The organism is Pseudoalteromonas piscicida, assembly GCF_002208135.1.
GTDB classification, from domain to species: domain Bacteria; phylum Pseudomonadota; class Gammaproteobacteria; order Enterobacterales; family Alteromonadaceae; genus Pseudoalteromonas; species Pseudoalteromonas piscicida_A.
Map to the genome: position 1 here is coordinate 722832 of NZ_CP021647.1, position 23633 is coordinate 746464.

The 23633-nt window shown below is 44.1% G+C and carries 17 protein-coding genes; 12 read left to right on the forward strand and 5 right to left on the reverse strand.

Going from position 1 to position 23633, the window contains the following annotated elements; translation table 11 throughout:
• Window positions 1–3: 3 nt before the first annotated feature.
• Both B1L02_RS21680 and B1L02_RS21685 read right to left on the reverse strand, forming a co-directional pair.
• Window positions 4–804, reverse strand: a complete 801-nt coding sequence (locus B1L02_RS21680; RefSeq protein ID WP_088532816.1) for a D-glutamate cyclase family protein — start codon at window positions 802–804, stop codon at window positions 4–6.
• 12 nt (window positions 805–816) lie between these two features.
• A complete protein-coding gene (locus tag B1L02_RS21685; protein WP_088532817.1) occupies window positions 817–2613 on the reverse strand; it encodes a glycoside hydrolase family 3 protein in 1797 nt (598 codons plus the stop codon).
• 168 nt (window positions 2614–2781) lie between these two features.
• Between B1L02_RS21685 and B1L02_RS21690 the strand changes: the two genes are divergently transcribed.
• Both B1L02_RS21690 and B1L02_RS21695 read left to right on the forward strand, forming a co-directional pair.
• Complete coding sequence (locus B1L02_RS21690) at window positions 2782–3126, forward strand: VOC family protein (RefSeq protein ID WP_088532818.1); 345 nt, start codon at window positions 2782–2784, stop codon at window positions 3124–3126.
• 291 nt (window positions 3127–3417) lie between these two features.
• Window positions 3418–5646 carry an EAL domain-containing protein gene (locus tag B1L02_RS21695; protein WP_223192158.1) on the forward strand — a complete coding sequence of 743 codons (2229 nt, stop codon included), beginning with the start codon at window positions 3418–3420 and terminating at the stop codon, window positions 5644–5646.
• Window positions 5647–5759: 113 nt separating this feature from the next.
• Here B1L02_RS21695 and B1L02_RS21700 read toward each other — a convergent pair whose 3' ends face one another.
• Window positions 5760–6341, reverse strand: a complete 582-nt coding sequence (locus tag B1L02_RS21700) for a hypothetical protein (RefSeq protein ID WP_088532820.1) — start codon at window positions 6339–6341, stop codon at window positions 5760–5762.
• A 687-nt stretch (window positions 6342–7028) separates the two neighbouring features.
• Between B1L02_RS21700 and B1L02_RS21710 the strand changes: the two genes are divergently transcribed.
• The 10 genes from B1L02_RS21710 to B1L02_RS21750 all read left to right on the forward strand — a co-directional run bounded on the left by B1L02_RS21710 (window position 7029) and on the right by B1L02_RS21750 (window position 21039).
• Window positions 7029–9557 (forward strand): TonB-dependent receptor domain-containing protein, encoded by a 2529-nt coding sequence (locus B1L02_RS21710; protein ID WP_088532822.1) that lies wholly within the window; start codon window positions 7029–7031, stop codon window positions 9555–9557.
• A 208-nt stretch (window positions 9558–9765) separates the two neighbouring features.
• Entirely contained in the window at window positions 9766–12051 is a 2286-nt protein-coding gene (locus tag B1L02_RS21715) for a beta-N-acetylhexosaminidase (protein WP_088532823.1), read from the forward strand.
• Window positions 12052–12179: 128 nt separating this feature from the next.
• A complete protein-coding gene (locus B1L02_RS21720) occupies window positions 12180–14924 on the forward strand; it encodes a family 20 glycosylhydrolase (RefSeq protein ID WP_088532824.1) in 2745 nt (914 codons plus the stop codon).
• An 86-nt stretch (window positions 14925–15010) separates the two neighbouring features.
• Complete coding sequence (locus B1L02_RS21725) at window positions 15011–15586, forward strand: RNA polymerase sigma factor (protein ID WP_088532825.1); 576 nt, start codon at window positions 15011–15013, stop codon at window positions 15584–15586.
• Window positions 15587–15609: 23 nt separating this feature from the next.
• Complete coding sequence (locus B1L02_RS21730; RefSeq protein WP_088532826.1) at window positions 15610–16653, forward strand: FecR family protein; 1044 nt, start codon at window positions 15610–15612, stop codon at window positions 16651–16653.
• A gap of 74 nt (window positions 16654–16727) precedes the next feature.
• A complete protein-coding gene (locus B1L02_RS21735) occupies window positions 16728–19400 on the forward strand; it encodes a TonB-dependent receptor (RefSeq protein ID WP_088532827.1) in 2673 nt (890 codons plus the stop codon).
• 109 nt (window positions 19401–19509) lie between these two features.
• Window positions 19510–20025 (forward strand): hypothetical protein, encoded by a 516-nt coding sequence (locus B1L02_RS21740; RefSeq protein WP_088532828.1) that lies wholly within the window; start codon window positions 19510–19512, stop codon window positions 20023–20025.
• 256 nt (window positions 20026–20281) lie between these two features.
• Window positions 20282–20494 carry a cold-shock protein gene (gene cspE / locus B1L02_RS21745; RefSeq protein WP_010375758.1) on the forward strand — a complete coding sequence of 71 codons (213 nt, stop codon included), beginning with the start codon at window positions 20282–20284 and terminating at the stop codon, window positions 20492–20494.
• A 185-nt stretch (window positions 20495–20679) separates the two neighbouring features.
• Window positions 20680–20817, forward strand: a complete 138-nt coding sequence (locus tag B1L02_RS24070; protein WP_019647480.1) for a hypothetical protein — start codon at window positions 20680–20682, stop codon at window positions 20815–20817.
• Between the two features lie 18 nt (window positions 20818–20835).
• On the forward strand, window positions 20836–21039 hold the full coding sequence (locus B1L02_RS21750; RefSeq protein WP_010375761.1) for a hypothetical protein: 204 nt from the start codon (window positions 20836–20838) through the stop codon (window positions 21037–21039).
• Window positions 21040–21396: 357 nt separating this feature from the next.
• On the opposite strand, the gene B1L02_RS21755 is transcribed toward B1L02_RS21750, so the two are convergent.
• The gene (locus tag B1L02_RS21755; RefSeq protein WP_088532829.1) at window positions 21397–22194 is read right to left on the reverse strand and encodes an SDR family oxidoreductase; all 798 of its coding nucleotides are present in this window, start codon (window positions 22192–22194) and stop codon (window positions 21397–21399) included.
• Window positions 22195–22520: 326 nt separating this feature from the next.
• Window positions 22521–23492 carry a transposase gene (locus B1L02_RS21760; protein WP_088532830.1) on the reverse strand — a complete coding sequence of 324 codons (972 nt, stop codon included), beginning with the start codon at window positions 23490–23492 and terminating at the stop codon, window positions 22521–22523.
• Between the last annotated feature and the right edge of the window lie 141 nt (window positions 23493–23633).

Here is a 23633-nt window from a genome sequence, read left to right on the forward strand (position 1 = left end):
TTCCTACTTTGTTACTGCAAGCTCTAAATCTTGTCTATCTGTCACCAATAAATGGTGTGGACTATTCATAATGCAAAACTCTGGTGCAGCTTTTGCGATGGCTAACTGGGCAGTCAGACTGGAACTCCAAAAAACCGGCAACTGTCCCTCTTTACAAGTCAGTGGATCGCCAAAATTAGGCTTGCTGAGATCTTTTATCCCGACCTCATTTGGCTCACCAAAATGAAGTGGTAACGCATAGGGGAGTCGGCTGAGTGTGGCCGCTTGAATTGCATTAATAAGGTTTTGCTTTGTTAATGGGCGCATCGCCAGTATTTGATTCGCCTCGTACTTATCTACTGAGTTGCAAGGCAAGTTACTGATGTAGAGTGGTAAAGGCGTGGTTGGGTTCGCCGATGGCGGGTTTATTCCATACTGCGCGAGTAAGTTATCAAAAGAAAGGTAACTGGCAAAAGCAAAGGTAACTAAGTCGTCGCGCCAGTGCTCCTCAATATTGTGACACTCTTGGACGAGCTGGCCATGTTTTAACATCTGATACTTGGGGAGGTGGTAGCGAATGTCTATATCTTTACCCAAAGCTTCAAAGTTGAAATTACCCGGCTCACTAGGTGGAATAATAAGTTTGCAAACAGATTGATTACTCTCACAAAAGCGAAAGAACGAATATGCTTCGCTTTGTGGCAAAATAATCACATTACATTGTGTGAACCCAGGCACGAACCCTTTAGTAGGGCCCGTATAATCACCATCTTTGATCATTTTTCTAATTGCATGTGGTGCACTTAACGAAGCACTGGGATCCATAGATTCCTCCAATTAGTGGTTTACTGTAACAGGCAGTGAACCTTCCGCTTTTGCTATTCCTAAAATCACCTTGGCTAGCGCCGTGTAGGCAGGCCCTGCCACTTTTGTATCATGATTTATGTCTACATTATAGGCGTAACTTGCTAACACTGCGTTACTAAAAGGACTAAAGGTACTAATTTCGTATGGTGCTCTTAGGCTGATAAATAATTGCTTTTTACCCTGCTGTTGACCGTATTGCAGTAACGCTTTCAGCGCTTCAGGTTGCGCATTACGTGCAACGCCATGCACTCGTAACTTTTTCACATCGTCCATGCCACCAATCTCGACCGCACTTTGCGGTGGTGAGGCATGTGCGGCGATTATGACGTCGGCCTGTTTAATTGCATCATGCGCAATGTTTGGATCGTAGGCTTGTAGGCTTGTGCAAGAGAGTATAAGCGAGTTATTGCTGAATGTTTGTAGTGCTTGCTCGAGTGCAAAACATTTTTGCCTATCTGGCATGATAAGGTGGATAACTTGTGTGTTATCTCTGAGCGGCAATACACCATCGTTTTTTACTTCGGTGATAGCCGCTAGTGCAAGCTCTGCTTCTAAGCGACGATGGCTCGGATTGCCCAGCGTTGAATTGGCAATGGCCAAAGAAGCGCTTGATTGCGGCAGTTTTGTCTTAAGCTTAGCGATACGCGTCATAGAATCACTGAGTTGCGCTTTATCTAGTTTATTCTTATCAAGTGCTTCAGTTAACTGAGCCATATACTGCTCAAAGCGTTTGATGTCTGTACGATTGCGAATAGCAATAGGCATTAGCGCGATATCCACTCCGGCATTGAACGTTTCAATCGTCGCATCGACTGGATTAAAAAAATCGCTGATCCCGGCCATATCTAGCGCATCGGTGACCGTTACGCCTCGGTATCCCAACTCGTGTCTGAGTAGTTGCGTCATGATCTGATAGGACATAGTCGCAGGCCTTATCATGCTCTCACCTTGAGAGTTTACGACTTTACTGTTATCGAGCGCAGGATATTGAATATGGGCGGTCATTATCATGCCAGGAGGCGATGCTTTGATTATCTCGGCAAAGGGCAATAAATCTTGCTGATTAATTTTGTCGCGGTCGTGATCAACACGAGGCAATCCTGTGTGGCTATCAACATGTGTATCACCGTGGCCAGGAAAATGCTTCAGCGCAGATAGAACATCTGCGGCCTCAAATGCTTTTACCTGAGCAAGACCTAACTTGGCGACCACTTTGGGATTTTCCGAGAATGAACGCACATTGATCACTGGATTGTTCGGGTTGCTGTTCACATCTACCGTTGGGGCGAAGTTTACGTTGATCCCTAAGCTATTTAGCTCTTTTCCAATTGCGCTTGCCACTTTGGTTGCGTAAGTATCGCCCTGTTTTGGATAGGTTGCCCCAATACTCATATTGCCGGTAAATGACGTTGCTTGTTCACGATTTATTCGCGCAACACGGCCACCTTCTTGATCGATTGCAATAAATAAAGGAAGTTGACTCTTACTTTGCCGTGCCGCATGTTGCAGAGCATTGGTGAGGCTAACGATTTGCGCGGTGTTTTGCACATTTTCGGCAAACAAAATAGCGCCGCCGATGTCGTATTTACTAATCAATTCGGACAGCTCAGGCGGTAAAGTTGTCATCGCTGCTCTACAATCTCCACTTGGCTTTTTGCTTTCACCGCAGTAATAGCGAAAATCGAGCATAAGCTTTTGTCCAAGCATTTGCGAAGTGGTCAGTGGCACTTGTGCTGCTGTTGCGTGAGCTGAAGTGATGAAACTCATGAATGTGATAGTTCCTAAAGTAGTGAGCAGAGATAATAATCGCACAATCAATAATAAACGCTGAATAAAATTGTCTACACTTTAACATTGATTTAGAAGCGACTACAAAATGCTTTCTGTTAGGCGATAACTGCATAAATGAAGCACAGATTTTAAAAGGAATAAAAAATGAACAACCATATAAACTATGTAGAATTAGCAGCAAAAGACTTAGTAGCAACACAAGCTTTCTTCGAGCAAGTGTTTGATTGGCAATTTGAATCTTACGGGCCAGATTATATTGCGTTTGCAAATTCAGGCCTTGACGGCGGCTTTTTCCGAGCCGATGTGTGTTCTAAGCAAGCACAAGGAGGCGCATTGGTGGTGTTATACAGCGATGAATTGGAAGCCGTGCAAAGCAAAGTAGAGCAAGCGGGCGGAGAGATAAGCAAGGCTATATTTGAATTTCCTGGCGGTCGTCGCTTTCACTTTATTGAGCCCAGCGGCAATGAATTTGCGGTATGGGCTAAATAACCAAACCTTGCGTTGTAAAGGGGCTTTACAACGCATGTGAACACTCAGTTATTGCAGCAGTAACCTCTAATTTTCATATCAGATAAAAACTTGAATTCGTTGTTATTGTGAACAATAGTTATTAAACATTGGTGCAAACATCACTTTGTATTTGATACCTGCTTACTGCCTAATCGGCTGACTGGCTTATCTCACGGGTTCAGCTTTAGCGTAGAAGTGCCGGTGGCAAGGGCAACCATTGTGCGAAACACCGCTAAACGCATCATCACCACACTTAGGTTTGATTAGGCAATGAGACGGATATTCTTAGTTGTTGGTATTTTACTCTCCTTAACCATGCTTATGGCCGATAAATTGGGCCTTTTCTTATTGTTGCCTGTTACTTTTATTGCCATCAGCGCTGTGGTTTTTTTACTTGTATCATTGCTCTGGTGGCAAGCCCGAGGTGCTAAAGAAGTTACAGTTGATGATGGCTCTAAAGTGCCACAAATGGTGTTAGACAGTGATGGCGTCATCTTGCAAGCCAATGAACAAATGCAAGCCATACTGGTGGGTTGTGGCAGTACAGTAATAGGGTTAGAACTTGAAAGTTTAATCACCGTGAGCGGTAACATCAATAGTGAGGGGAAGGCTGGTGCAACGAATATGATCGAAGCGCTGGTTACACAAAGCTATGGCAATTGCACGACCAAAAAGAATGGCAAAGTTATTAGTCCTGTTGCTTTACCAATCAAAGTCGCCGATACCGTTACTGGATACCTCTGTTATTTTAATACTAGTAACAGAGAGAATCGCCTCGCTCAGGCATTGGAAGAAGAAAAGGAATTGCTCGAAGTGACGTTGAGCTCTATTGGTGATGGCGTGATCTGTACAGATGTAAACGGCGTGATCACTTATATTAATCCAGTCACAGAGGCCATTCTCGCGATGTTAAATGAAGAAGTGGTCGGGCGGCGATTTGATGATGTTATGTCTATGTATCACGAAGAAACCAAAGCTTCGGTTAATAAATTCCCTGAGCTTTGCCTAAAACAAGGTCATACTATTTGTTTACCTGAGCTCACTTCCATTACCAATCATCTTGGCCTTACCTTTGCGATCCAAGATTCCTTCTCTCCTATTATTGCTAAAGATGGCAGCTATCTTGGCACAGTGATGGTCTTTCAGGATGTGACTGAGTCGAGATTGATGGCGAAAAGAATGAATCACCTTGCCCATCACGATGCGTTAACTGGGTTACCTAATCGCTTGTTGCTTCATGACCGCTTAGTACAGGCTTGTAAACGGGCCAAGCGCTTGAATCACCAGTTTGCTTTGGTCTTTGTAGACGTCAACAAGTTCAAAAAAATCAACGACTCATTGGGACACGATTATGGCGACTTATTACTCAGAGAGATTGCGAGCCGGCTAACTCAGCAAATTAGAGGATGCGACACCGTTGCCAGAATGGGGGGCGATGAATTTGTGTTACTCATTGATGGCATCCAAGATAAAAAATATGTACGTAAGGTGGTGAGTAAAGTACTGAGTAGCGTTAACGGGCAGTATTGTTTGCGCCAAGTTAGCCTAAAAGCAACTGTGAGTGCAGGCGTTGCAATTTACCCTGATGATGGTGATAACACGGAAGCTTTGTTAAAGCATGCTGATACGGCAATGTATCGAGCTAAAAAAGCCACACAAACGGAATTTCAGTTTTATAACGCACGCCTAGATCACGAGTCAGAGCAGCGCTTAGTGCAAGAAAGTCGGATCATTCAGGGGCTAGAAAATCGAGAGTTTATTCCTTATTACCAGCCTATTGTCGATGCGCATACACGCAAGATTAAAAAACTTGAAGTGCTCGCAAGGTGGCAGCAAGATGAACAATTGTTGCTACCTGAAGACTTTTTTGAAGCGGCATGTGATGGCGATCTGATGGTAGAAATTGGGCAGCAGCTCAGAACACAAGCTTTCAAGGCGATGAAAACATGGTTTTATAAGTACGATAATCTCGTGGTTAGCTTTAATTTTTCGCTTGCTGAACTCACCAATAAAACAGTAATAAAAAACTTTATGGAGCAGGCTGCACAACATCAGTTGCTATCTCGGCAAATTGAAATAGAAATCAAAGAAGTTGATCTGATAGAACTACTTGATAAAGCACCGGATGTGATGGCGGAATTAGAGCAAACCGGCATGCGGATCTCAATTGATCATTTTGGTGTAGGGCATACCAGCATGCTGTACCTGCAAAAGCTCACGTTTGAAACCATTAAAATTCCACCGGCTTTCCTTGCGACCCCTCAGTCGGTTGCCTCACAAAATGATATTGCAAAATTGATTGTACAGATGGCAAAGTGCTTGGATGTAGAATGTGTAGCGGTAGGTGTTGAGACCGCGTTGCAAGCTAAGTCTCTCAATCTCAATGGTTGTCACCTTATCCAAGGCAACCACCTTTTTGCTCCCGCCCCAGAGTCCGAGATCACCCCGATTCTCAGCACCCACATGAGCGTAGAGCGACGTAGATTAGGCCAAAATTAGTTTTGAAGGTTCTTGTTGGTGCATAAATCCAAGTGCACCACCTGCTAACTGCCTAACAATTCGTTAATTTCTGGATGAGAAAATATTAATTCTGAAAGCTAAGCCCAGAGCGATTAATTGTCTTTCTCACTAGCAGGGCCTCTTGCTGCGGCTTTTTTCGGTGTTGTTAAATTATCCGGAAGCATGGTGTGAAATGGATTTGATTGGTTATATATAACGGTATTTTCAAGTGTATAACAGTCATTTCGACTTTCTTGTTCTTGAGCAATGACTTTTTCCAGTCTTACTTTCTCAATTAGCCTAATGTCATACAATTCTGATATTTGATTCGTACTATATCCAAGCGCCGAGAGTTTCTTAGCGGTTATTATCCAGTCGAGCGCTTCATACGTATTAGAAGGTGCTTGCTTTCCTTCCCACGGAACTATTTTTTGCTTTAGTGGTATTTCATAGTTTCGATATTTTTCCCCAATGATTGCGCCAATGAGTAATGATACTGAAAATATTGCAATTAATGCACCGAGTAAGTTGAGTTTCTGCTTAGTCGGTGAATTAACCTCAATCTTAATAACGCCAAAAATAGTACCTAATAAAGCAGCGACAACCGCAAAAAAAGAAGCAACGACTGGGGTATTTGACGCGCCAATAAAGCACCCCAGTACTAAGGCAAATATACTATATCCTATATATATCACTTTCTAATGCCTGCTTCTATTTACAGCGCTTGTTACAGCGTTCTTTACAACGCTCATAAATAGGGCCGCACTTAGAAGAGTTGCTACCTTTGAGGCAATCTTTTCGAGATTCATCACAATTGTCAACACACTCACTCCAGTCACACGAAGGAGGAGTTCTACTTGTTGACGACACCAAGTTTAAATGAATTGGTTGCTGATTGTTGATAAGTAAATTATCTAGTTCAACTTGAGTTTGAATGGAAGGCTCATTTGTAGTTTGAGTTGCCAATGCACAAGCACTGAATACTAGTATAATTAAAGTGGATATTACTTTCATAACAGAATTCCTTATCGTCAATTGTACAAAAATTCAGGTTAAATACCCACTGAAACCCGCAAGCTAACGAAGCTTTCACCTTGTTTATATGCGCAAGTGGGGCGGCTCATGAAGGCGTTTTTTATGTCCTTATGAGTCTATGGTATGTAGTTCTAAAAATTGCAATTGTCAAGTAACAGAATACAGCAATTTACTATATTGAAATTATAACCTTTGGCGATATTATCTTTTGCCTCTTAGTATCAAAAAGTTACTTCTCTTTATTTTTTTTGCTTAAAAATATTCCTAAAACTTTCACTTCGTTCGTTTATAGGTTTACAGAGCGTTCACTCACTTGCTCTGCCAACAACAAGAATGAAGGGAATACCATGAGCAACAATACATCTCGTTATAACAAACATCTTATTGCGCTTGCTATCAGTGGCGCGTTATTGGGTTCGCAAGCCGCGCTTGCACAAACAAAAGCACAAGACGCTCAAGTAAATACAGAAAAAAAGAAACTACTCGACCTTGAGCGAATTGTCGTCACTGGCAGCGGTGGGCGTGGCCAAACTAAGTTGGAATCATCAGTCTCAATTACCACCTTAAATGCCGAACAGTTGGCGCGAGAAGCACCGCTAGGTACGGCGGATCTACTGGAAAGCGTGCCTGGCTTTTGGGTTGAAGATTCAGGTGGTGAAACCAACAATAATGTTGCGCCTAGAGGACTACGTGGCGGTGAAGGTTTCCGTTATATCGGTGTTGAAGAAGACGGGCTACCTGTTGTGTACGACGGCGTTTGGGTTGATTTTTATCAGCGTCAAGATATCACGATTGAACATATGGAAGCGGTTCGTGGGGGCACCTCAGGCCTACTGACCACCAATGGCCCTGCGGCGTTAGTAAACTTTATTACCCGCAAACCGGATGACATTGAAGAAGCGACGATCCGCTTAACTGCTGCCGATTACGGCATGTATCGCGGCGAGTTCTTTTATGGCACACCCATTAGTGACAACTGGAAAATGTCGATCGGTGGCTCTTATCGTCGCTCGGATGGCGTGAGAGACACTGAGTTTACCGCAGATCACGGCGGCCAACTTCGACTCAATTTAGTGCGTGAGTTCGAAAAAGGCCAACTCACGCTGTCTGCCAAACACCTTAATGACCATACCACTTTCTTTGTGCCTATTCCGCTTAGAGATCAAAGCGACCCTAAAGGCATTGCTGGTGTTGACCCACAGCATGGCACCCTAATTGGTAATGGTCAGCGCTTTTTACACTATTTACAGCCTGATGGCGGCTATAAAACACGAGACCTTAAAGATGGGCAGCATACCAAGTTTAGTACGCTAGGCTATCACTTAGATTGGGAGTTAAGCGACCGTTGGCTGCTAAATACAGCTGGCCGTTACTCACAGTTTGAAAACGACATGTATATTTTGCTTAACTTCGATAACTCGACGCTCGTCAATGCCAATACCCGACTTGGGCAGCAAGATGTGCAAAATATGCTGGACCAGTTTGCCAGTGATGGCGCCGTTGCCGCACGGTATCGATACGTCGATAGTGGTGAAATACTGACAGATGTCAGCAATTTAAACGGAAACGGCTTAGTCACCACAAGCTACCCGCTTTATTCGCGCTATGATGCCGAGCAGTTTGTTAACAAGCTCAATTTTACCTATGAAGGTGATCAGCACACGCTGACCATAGGGTGGTTATTTGCCTATGTAGATGCGGACTCCTTGCCAGTTGATAAATGGGAATCGCAGTTTTTAACGGAAGTAAAAGACAATGCTCGATTACTCGATATTGTTGCAGTTAACAGCAATCAGCAAGTGGTTGGTCAACTAACTGACCACGGCTCAACGGGTTATGCTCCTGGTTGGGGTCAGGCAACCGCTTTTGGTACCAGTACTTCCAACTCTTTATTTATCAATGAGCAATACCAAGCAACCGATAACCTTCGTATTGACGGTGGGATTCGGGTTGAGTGGTTGGAGCTGGATAGCACAGCCTCTGCGACCACATTTGCCCAGCCTGTTGCTGGCGCTTTTGACAGCGCTGGTAATGACATAGATAACAATCTTGCCAACAATTACGTCGACATCCCGTCAAACAATTTCTTATCGAAAACACGTAGCGAAACCGAAACTGCATGGACGGTGGGATTCAACTATACCTTCTCGGATGATGTGTCAGTATTTGGTCGTTATGCCGACGCCTTTGAAATGCCAAGGTTAATGAGCTTTGGTCAGAATATTCACTCAGGGGTTGATGCTGACTTTAATGACAGCGTTAATTTAATCTTTAGCGAATTGGGTACTCGCTATGCTGGCGATTCAATTGGCGCATCACTGACCTTGTTTAGAACTAAATTTAATGACTTAGTGGAACGTAATTTTACCGGCAGCGATGGTGAGGTGGCGAATCAAACCATAGACACAGTTACCGATGGTCTTGAGTTTGAAACAGTGTGGCAGGCACACGACAATTTACAGCTTGAGTTGACTGGCGTGTTGCAAAACCCAAAAATGGAAGGATTTACTGGGGCATTTGCACATTGGGAAGGCAAGCAAGTGAAGCGCACACCCAAAGTGCAGCTTAGGTTAACGCCAACCTACTACTTTGACGATGGTGATATCTATTTAACCATTCACCACTTAGGAGAGCGTTACTCAGACGGTGAGAATAAGTTTGAGCTCCCTGCCTACACCACAATCGATATGGGGGTGAATTATCGCTTTACCGACGCGGTTGCACTGCATGTGAAAGCGACAAATATCAGTGATGAACTTGGGTTAACCGAAGGAAACCCGCGTGCCATCAACGATGTTCAAGCAGGATACGACTATTACTATGCTCGGCCGATCTTAGGACGCACCATCAGCGCATCGCTGACGCTTAATTTTTAGGGCCTAATGTTCTTTTAAGTTTGTTTTTGCAGCAGTTTGATTGGTATTTATACAAGTCGAGCGTCGCGACCAAAACTCACTCAGGGGAACAAAAATTAAATAGCAAAGGTCATTAGACCCTGTCTTTCCCTTGCTAATCTGCACACTGCCCAGTGCTAATTAGTTCACTCAAGCCCGCTACAAGCGGGCTTTTCTCAGGAAGTTATTTATGAACCAGAGTGTCTTTTATACGTTTTTGCAAAGCAGTTTATTGCTGTTTTCTTTGTTGCTCACACCACTTTGTGCAGCGCTACAGATCACCCCAAAACCGGTGAGTGCTAGTTTTGGTAACGGTCACTTTAACCTTACCCATGACAGTAAAATTACCTTTAACCAGCAGCAAGCTCAAAGCGTTGCGCAGCAATTAGCGATCTTTTTGCGCTCGCCTACGGGCTATCAGTTGCCAGTGTCTCAGGCTGATAATACAACTAAAAATAGTATTGCTTTTAAGATTGTCGATGCAGCGTTATCTCAAGAGGGATACACGCTGAGCGTGACACCTGAAGGGGTTGAAATACGAGCGAATACTACGACCGGATTATTTTGGGGGATGCAGTCGCTGCGACAATTACTCCCTGCAGAGATTGAGTCGCGTATGCCCATCAATCAGGCGAGTTGGGCAATACCTGCGGTAGAAATAAAAGATCAGCCCAGATTCTCATACCGTGGCATGCATTTAGATGTGAGTCGGCACTTTTTCGATGTGGCTTTTGTGAAGCGTTATATCGATTGGCTGGCGATGCATAAATTCAATGTCTTCCAGTGGCACCTAACCGATGATCAAGGCTGGCGAATTGCCATTGATGCGTACCCTAGACTAACCGAAATTGGGGCAACGCGGCCTCATACCGTGGTTGGTCATACCTATGATTATCAACCATTGTTTGATAATAAAACGGTGTCGGGCTTTTATACCAAGGCGCAAATTAAGGAAGTGATTGAGTATGCGCAGGCGCGACATATTGAAGTGATCCCTGAAATTGATATTCCGGGGCATAGCAGTGCGATGCTTGCCGCATATCCAGAGTTATCTTGTCACCAGCGAGCAGTAAAGGTACAGCCGCAGTTTGGTATTTTTGAAGATGTGCTATGCCCCCGTGAAGACGTGTTTGCTTTTCTTGGTGTTGTATACAAAGAGGTTGCCGAGCTATTTCCAAGCCAATATATTCATATTGGTGGCGATGAGGTGATAAAAAAACAGTGGTTAGAAAGTCCCGAGGTGAAAAAGTTGATGCAACAGCATCAGTTAACCACACCTGAGCAAGTGCAAAGCTATTTTATTAAACGGGTCGCCAAAATCGTCCAAAATCTTGGCAATACGGTGATTGGTTGGGATGAAATATTAGAAGGAGGGGTAGCGGATGACGCCGTGATTATGTCTTGGCGGGGCACGGAAGGAGGCATTCAAGCTGCAAAAATGGGTCATCAGGTGATCATGAGCCCTTATCAATATATTTATTTTGATGCCTATCAATCGCGCAATCTTGACGAGCCCAAAGCCATCCATGGGCTTTCAAGTCTAAAAAACGTTTATCAATATGAGCCACAACCCAGCCACTTAACCGCTGAGCAACAAGCCTTTATAATTGGTGCGCAAGGGGCACTTTGGACTGAATATATAAAAACGCCTCGTCATGCTGAGTATATGCTGTTTCCGCGCTTGAGTGCGCTGGCCGAAACATTGTGGTCGGATAAAACACAAAAGTCGTGGTCTGATTACAGCCAATATCGTTTACCCGCGCTTTTAAAACGCTACCAGCAGATGCACCTCAATACCGCTTATAGTAGCCATAAGCCTATTATTTCAAGTGAGATTAATGGGCAGCAGCTCATCGCCACCATTACCTCTGAAATTGCCAACACGGCTATTTACTATACCTTAGACGGCAGCGAGCCAACGCTACAATCCCAGCAATATCAAAAGCCGCTAGTGATAACTGACGAAACGCAGCTTCGCGCCCGCAGTTATGTAAGCGATCTAGGGCAACTGGTAGGCGATGCGCGTTTAACGCTTTCGCCTCATTTAGCGCTTGGAAAAGAGATAACGCTTGCTTCGCTAGCCGCCGAAGGCTCTGCGACTAAGCTGCAGGATGGTCAATTTGCCTATGATCAATTTTACAGCGTTGATGATTATGCGATTTTTTACGATACTGATCTTGAGGCGGTTATTGACTTGGATGCGTCAACGCAAGTGCAGCAGGTTAAGCTGGGCTTTGACAGCGGGCGACATAGACAACTGCACCCGCCAACACATATTCAAGTACTGGGTTCAAGTGATAAACAACAGTGGCAAACGTTAGCTGAGGTTAATAATCCGCGTGGGCCCATGTCGGTGTTGTCGTTTGCTCCTGTAAGTGTGCGCTTTTTAAAGGTGGTGGCCGTTAATAGTAAGCAATCTGACGATATCCAGATCCCCAAACTTCCGCTGTATATCGATGAAATAGCGGTATATTAATCACACCAGCCCTAATTAGGGCATTATTTACGATTCCATTCCCAACTTCCTCGGCTCAAACGTTTTAATAGATAGAGTGGCAGCAGTACGCGCTCTATCCGAACAATAACAATATTTTAGGAGCCAACATGTTTGCAAAAAAACAGATAATTACTGCCTCACTGTCAGGCTTAGCCTTGTTGACTGCGAGCCACTATAGCGTCGCACATCCTCACCCAGATAACTTAGCATTACGCTGGCAAGTCGTGGATCATGGCATTGGAGAGAATATCTTTCTTGGCAGTCTGACGATTACTAATAATGGTCTTGAACCGTTGGGTGAGTCTGGCTGGGCGCTTTATTTTAGCTCGGTAAGGCCGCCTGCAAGCGTACTACCAGACTCAGATCCAAATGGTCAGTATGCGCGCCAGCATATCGCCGCGCAGAATCTAAGTTTAGAAAATGCCGATGACGCAAAAAGTGGTGATTACTTTGTACTTAAGCCCACAGCGGGTTTTGCCCCCATTCAATCGGGTGAGTCTCGTACTATTGAAATCGTTGCACAGTATTGGCAAATGCTGAAAAACGACTCACCGTCGGGTTTTCACATTAGCTACAATAACCAAGCGCCTCAAGCTGTGCTGGTGGACGTGATGATGGACCCAAGCGATCCAAAACAAACAAAGCAAGCGGTTAACGATAATATGCCGGTGCAAACGTCCGCCATCCGATTCGCCGAAAACAGCGCGACGCACATGGCATTGCCGCTGAAAAACCGCTTGGTTCCGCAGCCCCATTCAGTGGTCACTCCGAATGATGAATTTTTAACTTTGATGAGCCAATTAACCAGTATTTCAGCGCCGGCTTCACTGGCTAAAGAAGCCACCTTCTTACAAACTGCACTGCGCGATATTCTGAGCGGCACATTTGCGATTAATAGCACGGTGCAAAATGGCCCGAACCTTATCAAGTTGCAGCTAGACCCAAATCTCGATACCAATCAAGACAATCAGCCGGACGCAAGTGGTTATCAGCTTGAAGTCGATGCATTCGCGGGGATCACCATTACCGGAAGTGACGCCCAAGGGGTGTTTTATGGTATTCAGACACTTCGTCAAATGCTCCCCACCACTGTGTATAAAACGGCTAAAAACTCAGCCACTTTGTCCGACAATGCCGTACTACCCGCTAGCACCATTTTGGATGCACCACGGTTTGAATATCGAGGCATGATGCTGGATGTGTCGCGCAATTTCCAAAGCAAAGAAACGGTATTTAAGTTGTTGGACTTGATGGCATTTTACAAGTTAAACAAGTTCGAAATTAACCTTGCCAACGATGAAGGTTGGCGACTAGAAATTCCTGGTATTCCTGAACTCACGGAGTTTGGGGCAAAGCGGGGATATGACCTGAGCGAAAGTACGATGCTGCATACTTTTATGGGAGCTGCCAATGGTTTTGCGCCAGGAGATGGGATTGAAAATAAACCCACGGATGAAACAGCAGCAAACTTAGGCACCGCGCCTAGTTATCAAGGCTTTGAAATTGCTCAGCAAAACTTTCTCGGTAAAGGCTGGGGCTACTACACGGTGAATGATTTTAAAGAAATTCTTCAGTATGCCGCTGACCGTCATATCGATGTGATCATCGAATATGACTTTCCAGCCCATGCGCGTGCAGCAATCAAAGCGATGGAATATCGCTACAACAAATACAAAGATAGCGACCCAGTTGAAGCAAATCGTTTTAGGTTGATTGATCCGCTCGACCAGTCGCAGTATTACACCCCACAATTTTATACCGACAATTTTGTGAACCCAGCGCTTGAGAGCACCTTTACTTTCCTCAACCATGTAGTGAAAGAAACACGCGCCATTTATGATGCTGTGCCCGATGCGACACTGACTCGGCTACATGGCGGTGGTGACGAGCTACCACATTTAGGCCCGAATGAATGGTGGGCGCAATCTCCAGCGGTCGGTCAAAACCCAGCTACGGCGGGCAAAACCGATGCAGAGCTGTTTGACTACTTCTTTTTACGCTGGAAGCAGATAGTCAATCAGCATGGTTTTGATATGGCAACCTGGGGCGATGTGTTATCGCACAATGGTACGGGTAATGTAAGTTACGGTGAGATATTCCCCGTGTTTTGGAATAACGTGTGGGGTTGGGGCAATGAGCATCAGGCCTACAAGTTTGCTAACCAAGGTCACAAAGTGGTGCTGGCCCATGCGACAAACTTGTATCTTGACCTTGCATATAACAAGCATCCGGATGAAATAGGCTATCACTGGGCAGGTTACACAGATACCAAAAAGGCGTTTGAATATCGTCCGTTTAATATTTACGCTAATGCGGAGCGTGACAAGCTGGGCAATCCAGTGCCGTTGAACCCAAAATGGGTGTTACTGAGCGAAGCGGGTAAACAAAATGTTCAAGGTATTCAGGCGCAACTATTTGGCGAAAACCAAAAGTCACCAGAAATTCTTGATTACATGACTTTCCCGAAATTACTGGGTGCCGCTGAGCGTGCATGGGTGCAAGATATGCCAGCGCAAGGCGCAGCGACTACCGAGGCTTGGCACACCTTTACCAACACTTTAGGACAATACGCTCTACCACTATTGGACTATTACCAAGTGGTCGATATTAATGCTCAAATACCACAGCAGGTAGGGGTAAATTATCGTATTCCATTACCTGGAGGCGCGATTGAAGGTGGTAAGTTAATTGTCAATACCCGGTTTGTTGGCATGGCTACGGAGTATTCGGTTGACCAAGGCGTAACATGGCAGCGCTATGAAGGGCCTGTGACATTGACCGCGTCATCTAAAGTACAACTCAGAACGGTGAGTGATTCGGGCAAAGTAAGCCGAGTCGCAACGGTTAATTAAGCAAATTGGTTTAAGCAACGCCAGCGAACCTACTATTTATGGGTTCGCTGCACGCTAACACAAATGGAAGAGTAGGATGCGTATACATGCCACCGTTATTATCTTTTAAGCGCAAAGCAGTCGATACCATTAAGGCCGCTGCAAACGATGAACTTGCACGTCGCCAGCAAGTAGAGCAGCTGTTTTTAAAACAACAACAAAAGCTGATCCGCCATATTATGGGTAAAGGGTTAGACAAACGTGAGGCGGAAGACGTTGCCCAAGAGGCGTTTGTGAAGTTGCTTGGACTTGAGCAGGATAATGTCAGCAACTACATCGCCGCGTACTTGTATAAAATTGCAACCAATTTGGCTATTGATAAGCTGCGGCGCAAAGCGCGTAGCCCGTTTGATGATCGTGAGCACGATAGCGATCAAATGCCACAGCCTTGTGCAAGTGCTAACCCTGAACAAAACCACCACAACCAAGAGCTACTTAAAGAAATGGAAAAGTCTCTCGCAAGCTTACCCGATAAATGTAGGCTGGCTTTTTTATTGTATAAAATACGTGGTCAAAGCTATGAGGAGATAGCTTTGACCTTACAGATATCCCCAAGTATGGTAAGAAAATATGTATTACGTGCAGTTCGTCATTGCTACCAGCAGTTACAGCATGAGCTTTGATCATGAGTGTTAAGGATATAAACATGACTCCATTATCTGACGATTTAGCAATAATTGAAGAACAAGCCGCTGATTGGTTATTAGTCTTAGACGAGCAGCAGATCTCACCTCATGACAGCACTCAATATCCACAGCCGCTTAACGCTTGGTTAGCTGAAAATCCACGACACAGTGATGTGTTCAATAAAATGCTGGAGCTTTGGACGCTTTCAGCTCAACTTGACGATGACTATGTTACTCAGCAGCTTGCACAGCTAGATGCAGAAAATACCACGGCTGCAACTGACATTAAGCCACAACCCAAGCGCCGCGCTCAGCCTTGGTATCTTGCGATTGCCGCTACTTTGCTGCTGGTTGGTTTGGTAACTTTGGTGGCACCGGAGCAGCCACTACAGCAAGCACCCGTTGCCAGTGCGAAGCCTGCACCAGTCGATACAGTGTACAGCGAGTTCTTTCAAACTAAGGTCAACGAGCATCGCACCATTACGCTAGATGATAATAGTCAGGTTGATTTAGGGGCCAATAGCCAATTGGCTGTTCGCTACAGCAACACTTCAAGAGAACTACTGTTGTACCAAGGTGAGGCGCTGTTTAGCGTGAGTAAAGACAAGCAGCGACCGTTTATCGTGCGCTACCAAAACAGCCAAGTAGAGGCGCTAGGCACGGTGTTTAATGTTCGCGCCAATCCGGCTTCAATTAGAGTCGATGTGCTTGAGGGGCGTGTGGCTGTGACTCAGCAACAAGCAATTAAATTGACCCAAGGGCAAGCGGTAGAAGTCACGCAGCAAGGCGAAGTTACCCGTAGTAAAGCCCAAGGTGAAGCGTTGACCATGGCGTGGCAAAAAGGCTACTTAGTGTATCAAAACGCAGAGTTAGGTAATGTGCTTAATGATGTGTCACGATATAGCGAAATCAAAGTGAAATTAAGCGATCAACGCCTAGCAAAACTGACCTACAACGGCACCTTTTTAACCACTGAAATAGACGATTGGCTCAATAGTTTAGAAAAGATTTATCCGATCACCGTGATGCAAAAAGGCGAGGAGTACACCCTAATCGCAAATTAGCTAAAAGTGTCATAGCAAAGTCACAATATAAGTGGTACAAAGTTTATACAATAATAAATACATTGATTTAAACTATGTTATTCAAGCTATTAATCCCGCTGTTAGCGTGGTTAATATGGTTTGGTGGCGTTGCATTTGCTACCACGGATCATCAATTTAACTTGCCTAAAGCGACTTTGCAGCAGCGTTTACTCGATATTGCTGCGCAAAGTGGCTGGCAGTTAAGTGCAGCTGAAATTCCAGATGACATTAGCGTTAAACAGGTAACTGGCCGCTACACCCTCGAACAAGTCTTGCTCACCAGCTTTCAACAAGCCACCTACGACTTTTCCCTAGACCCAGAGCAGCAGCGTATTTTTGTGACTCCTAAAAAAATTGAGTCTGCACAACACTTTGAGCGCATTATTGTAACGGGTGTAAGCGGCAAAAACCGTAGCATTTTAAACTCGTCTATTTCAATCACTCAGCTTGCAAGCCTACAACTTGAAAAACAAACACCGTATTCCAGCGCAGAAGCGCTTAAAAATATCACCGGCTTTTGGGTTGAAGACTCGGGTGGTGAAACCAACAATAATGTTGCGCCAAGGGGGCTCAGAGGTGGCGAGGGGTTTAGATTTATCAGCCTGATGGAAGATGGATTGCCCGTGACCTATGATGGCATTTGGGGGGACTTTTTTTTACGTCCAGACCTAACCCATCAAGCCATTGAAGCGGTGCGTGGCGGCAGTAGCGGTATTTTTACCGTGAACGGGCCTGCGGCAATGGTGAATTATATCGGTAGGCGAGGCTCAGAAAATCCTTTTAATTTAGTGAAAGTGAGTCAGGGGTTGAGCTATGACTACACTCGTTTTGATGGCGTGTTTAGCGGAGCGTTGAATGATGAATGGTTTTATACTGTAGGCGGGTTTTATCGCACTTCCGACGGTATTCGGGAGCCGGGCTATCAAAGCGACCTAGGGGGCCAAGTGAGTGCGCGCGTGAGCTGGTTACCCGACGCATTTGAGCTTGATTTTAGCTATAAACATTTAAACGATAAAACCAGCTTTTACGCGCCTTTAGTGATGCAAAACAGCGGTGAAATTCGAGAGCTGGCGAGCCTGCCTTATGACGATGGAACCCTACTGAGCGACGACCTAAGGTCGCTCACCTTCTTCACTCCGGAAGGACGCGTGCAGCGTGACTTAGAAGACGCTCAGCAAACACGCCTAAACAGCTACACTTTACTGTTTAATATGCCGCTTTTTGAACACTTTAACCTGAGCAATCGCGCGCGACTTTCAAGCTTAAACAATGATTTGTATACCTTAATGAATTTGGGCAACCAAACCATAGTCGACGCCACAAGCCGATTGCAACACGCCGATATCACCGAATTTAAACGCCATTTTGCAAATAGCGCATTGCGCCCTCGATACTTACGTTATTCAGATAACACCTTAGTGGCCAACCCCGCAACGCTTAATGGTAATGGTCTCGTGACTGCTAGTTATCCTTTATATTCACGTTACAAACAACAGCAGCTGGTAAATCATTTTAGTGTGGATTATCTCGATGCGCAGTGGTCACTGACCCTCGGCCATATTTACGCACGAAATGATTTTGATGAGTTACCGCTAGATAAATGGCTTGGTGCGTTACTCACTGACGTAAAGCACCAACCAGAGCGACTGGACATCGTACTGGTTGATGGGCAAGAAAATGTGATTGCCAATTTTACCGAGCAAGGCTTTTTATCTTACGCCGGACCCGTTTATTTAAGCGGTAGCGGCTTGTCTCAATCACATTCGCTGTATGCCAATATAGACTGGCAGCTCACTGAAAACCTTAGAGTTGACTTGGCACTGCGTAACGAACATCTGAATCTCACCAGCACGCTACTAGAGGGGGTAAAGTCGTACACAGACTCATCAAAAGCCGCTTATTCTCACTATCTCTCGGCTGCCACTTTGCGTGATTCCTTTACGCAAAATGCGCTCAGTATTGGCGCTAATTACCAAATTGGTGACGCGATGGCGATATTTGCACGTTATTCCGATGCCTTTGAAATGCCACGGCTCATTAATTACGGCAATGGCCGCGGGTGGGCTAAAAGTGAAAAAGAGCGCGCACAACAAGATTTTGGTCAACCCATTCGTTTGGCGTTAGGTGAAGTTGGACTGCGTTATCAAACCGCTGATTGGCAGTTTAGTGGCGCGTTATTTGAGACCAAGTTTGATCCGCTCCCGCTTACGGTATATCTCGGCGCGGCTACGACTCAACAAGCCGTTTCAATCAATACCCAAACACGAGGGCTGGAGTTCGAGTTTGACTATCAATACAGTCCGGCTTTGCAATTTAGAGCGATAGGTGTGTGGCAAGACGCTGGGTTTTATGGCATTCCCAAGCAATTGCCACAAAGCGAATTTAATGGCAATCAAATAACACGCACGCCGGAATTACAACTACGACTGACGCCGGAATACAAAGCTGGACCTATTACCGCGGCTATCACCTGGTCGTATGTTGGTAAACGTTATTCGGATATCGCCAATCGGTTTGCCTTACCAGCCTATCAAACATGGGATTTATTTACAGAGTTGGCGATTAATGACAAGCTCAGTGTACAGCTTGAGGTTAAAAACCTCACCAATGCTTTGGGGCTGACTGAGGGTAATCCTAGGGACGATTTAAGCCATCAAGAGGCCATCTTTTATGCTAGACCCATTTTTGGTCGCACCATCAAACTTTCGTTAAGTTATCAGTTTTAAGCGAAACCGATATTATTCGAGCAATTCTATTCCTTGACTTAAAGTGAACTTGAAGTTGTATGCTCCTCTTAAACGAATGACAGTGAACAAACGATAAGAGGCAGAGGCAATGCAAAATAGCTTAGATAAAATCGTCAATGACATAAAAGCCAACTGGAGCGGGTTAAATTCAAGCACCACAGTAACAGTACGTGAATTGTTAAGTGAACTTACTCAGTCTCCACCGCACGAGCCTTGGCTTGCGAGCATTATGCGTGAAAGGCTGGCATCAAAAACACTCTACCAAGACCCTGACCATGGTTTTATGCTGCTAGTCCATGCCGAAGAAAAGGGCACGTACCGCCCGCCTCATGATCATGGCGCCGGTTGGGTATTTTATGCCGTGCAATCCGGCGAAATGGAAATGACAACTTACAAACCCGTCACCACAGCAAGCGGCGAAACCCACCTTGTATCAAGAGGTACAGACACGCTCAAAGCAGGTGATTGCCGAGTGTTTCTACCCGGCGATATCCACGACACCCGCTGCTTAACAGATAACTTCGTTCAATATCGTTTAACCAGTTGTGACTTTAAAGAAGAGAAACGCTCAGGACGGATGATCCAGTATTTGAGTGAGGTGTAGTAAGCACCTAAAGTCGAGGTGTAATGCGAAAGGTTGTGCTGTTGATTTTGTTGAATAAATAAAATAAAAAAGAAAGTTATATCTATTAATTATATTTCGTGTATAGTGGGTGACTCAATAAGTTACCTATTAATGTAACATTTAGTTCAAGTTCTTCTCAGTTTCCTTTCGAACCAGTTCGTCATATATGCTCTGCGATATCTTTTCCTTTATTACATGCTTAGTAACTAATATTTTTTAATATATCGAGGTATATATGTCTAACAAGATTTTAGGTTCTGTAAAATGGTTTAATGAGTTAAAAGGTTTTGGCTTTATTACACCTGAAAATGGTAGTCCAGATGTTTTTGTTCACTTTAAATCAATTGTAAGTGAAGGCTTTAAAACACTGAATGAAGGTCAAAAAGTAGCTTTTGATGTTGAGCAAGGGGCTAAAGGTCCAAATGCTGCAAACGTTACTTTGGTATAAGTAGCGAATAGACTGGAGAGGACTTCCAGTCAATATCCATCTCTCAAAGTAAAAGTCCATTTCAATATTAACACCATAATTTCATAAAACTCCATTTAATTGATGTGCGTTTTTAACTCACATTGATAGGGAGTTTTATGCGTTTTTCGTTCATATTATTTTGTTTTGAGAGGTAGGATTTTAAATTGAAAAAACAGTCGAAAAAAAAGAGTGGCGAAGATGCGGCTCTTGATAAAAGTAAGTCAAATAATATTCACGTTGTAAGAAGAAAAATCGAAGATATTCTGTCTGAACGAGAGCGAAAGAAATTATTGGGACTTTGATTTAAAGAGAAGTGAGTTATGGCTAGACCAAGAAGACAAAGTAGTAAAAAAACACGGAAAGAGGATTTTGAAGGTAAACTTGAACAAGTGGTAGGTGAATATCGTCAAGCAAAAGAAGTGCTTGATGCTCTTACGGAAGATTCGGTCGAATATAGCGAGCAGAAAGATAAGTGTGACAAGCTCTTTGCGCGTGCTGAACGTTTCATCAATAGACAGTCTTAAAACTCATAAACTTCAATATTAAAGCAAATGACAAGGCATGTATCTGCCTTTAATCCCGCTTTAAATTTGCTTACCTGAGTTGCAAAGTTCAAGGAATGAACCAAAAGCTAATATAGAAAAGTTAGTGTTTATCTTAACCAACTCACCTGAACAAACCCTACATTAATTCGTTCATCTAAACCACTTCCTTGTTTGTATAAATAGTTCTTCCTGAAACCAATTTAATTTATTGAATTACTTGAAGATCTAAAAGATCTTACTACTCTCAAATTGCAACTTTTTTGAATAACACAACCAAAACATTGCAATTTGAGTGTAAAAAAACAGAATTTTTTGCTCGTTATCCAGCTCTAAAGCTTACTCTCTATAATTTTTTGCTGCCGCTAATCGACGAAATATTGCAGGGAAAAATTTATTCACCGTTGGTGCCCAGTAGCTAATACCTTTACCAATAATAACTTGTGCTTTGTCTTTTTCTAATGCAGTGACAATTTGATCGGCACAATCTTCTACGGCAATACCATTGGCAATTGAGCTGGCCATTTCATCAAATTTTGACCCATCCCCTCGAAACGCATTGACGGATATTTGTGTATGTACAAACCCAGGACAAATATTTAACACCTTGATGCCATTAGTGGTTTCTTCCGCTCTAAGGCAATCCATATAACCAACAATTGCGTGTTTTGAAGCACTGTAACCAGCCATACTCTTACCACCTACTAGTCCAGCTACGCTTGCTACAGTAGCAATAGTGCCTTGACCTTGCTGCTTCATAAAGGGCAACAGCGCTTGTGTCATGGCAATAGCACCAAAATAATTTACTTCCATCACCTTTCGCTGCACATCAAGCTGAGTTTCGCAAGCAAATCCTCGTTGACCTATACCACCATTGTTTACTAATACATCAACATGGCCAATTTGTGACATCGCATTAACAACCAATTCATTTAATTGCTCAGGTTGTGCTAGGTCTAATGGCACTATCAGATGTTGCTGAGATGACGTTAAGCTCGACTTTACTTGCTCTAATGCTTCTGTATTTCGTGACGATAAAATTATACGAGCGCCTTTTTTTGCACAAGCTATAGCCAGCGCTTTACCAATACCCGAAGAGGCCCCTGTGATCCAAATGGTTTTGTTCGCTAGATTCATTTTATTCTTCTAATTAGTAGGTTGTTATCTCAATATAAAATAAAACGCACCCAAACCCAAAAAAAGTTAAGGAAAATAAATGGAAATGAAAATAAGTGAGAAAATAAGGAGAAAATAAGTGACACCCATCACTATTAGCCTCAAAGCTGAGGAAGTGAAGTAAAAAAAGTATCAAAACACTTCAATCACTTTGGTCAAAACCGTTCATCGGTAGGCTAATTTTTAGTGTCCAAGCATATCTCTGCACTAAAACTGGATTATCGCGCACGGCAACGCGCTACGAATACAACAGTAAGAAAATTCTAGAGTTGAGAACGTGAGTTTCGCTAAGCCAGCCAGCGCTTGCTGTTTGTTAGGTTTGTTCGTCGTCGTTTTTGCAGTGTTTCACAGTAAGCGGTTATTGTTCGCTCTCGACCAACTGCACCATGGAATACCCGAGAAAATTGTGTGGTGAGTTTTATCCAGTTGTCAGGCTCTATATTTAATCGAGTAAGAATGGGTTGTGCTTCATTGATATACCCGCGTTTATCGGCGCGAATACATTGGCCTGTGAGTTCAACCAATTCAATATAGGATTTGAGTTCAAAAGGCAGGCCTTTTGGCATATGTTTTCGTGGGCTGCCCGCAAAGCGTAGTAGGCTTTTTGGTTGTTTGCCCTGTTTAGCGTGGTCGATGCGTTTTTTGATGCTGGTGTAGTCTGAGGTTTCAGGTGTTGCTGCGATTTTGGCTCTAATGGGGTTTAGGTCTACGTAAACGAGACAAGCAGCCAATGCCGCCTCGTCCAGCAGCGCTTGGGATTTAAATCGTCCTTCCCAAAACCGACCTGTACAGTTATCTTCTTTATTTGCTCTGCGGGCGATGTCTTCGTTGAGTACTCGCATAAACCAGCTAATATCTGCAAGTCTTTCCCTGTACTTGGCGACATGTTCACTGAGTATCAATTGCTCCAATTCACTGAGTGGCTCACCTTCAATAAATTTTTGGCTTATCCAATTGCCTTTAAACAACTTGTGCCACCGTATTACAACTGCTTTATCCGACAGGCGCTTAGCCTTTCTATCATCAACATATAAAACAATGTGGGTGTGATTACTCATCACAGCATAAGCACAGACATCGATGCAAAATACGGTTGCCAACATTAGGAGCTTTTCTTCAACCCAATCCCGGCGGTGTTCGTATGATTTGCCAGTAAATTTATCTTCACCGCACAGAAAAGCACGCCTTACGCAACGGGAGATACAGTGGTAGTATTTGGTGTCGGTTAAACTGATTTGTCTTTTACGGGCGGTTGCCATAGTTGGTTTCCTCAATCCTTTGAGTGCAGAATTAAAGCTTAGGCAGGATCTTAGGAAGGTGCAAATTAGTGGTGGGTGTCAGCGATTTACTAGTTTTTTATACACTACCCTCTGACTCTATGACCAAAATTCTCGCCTCGC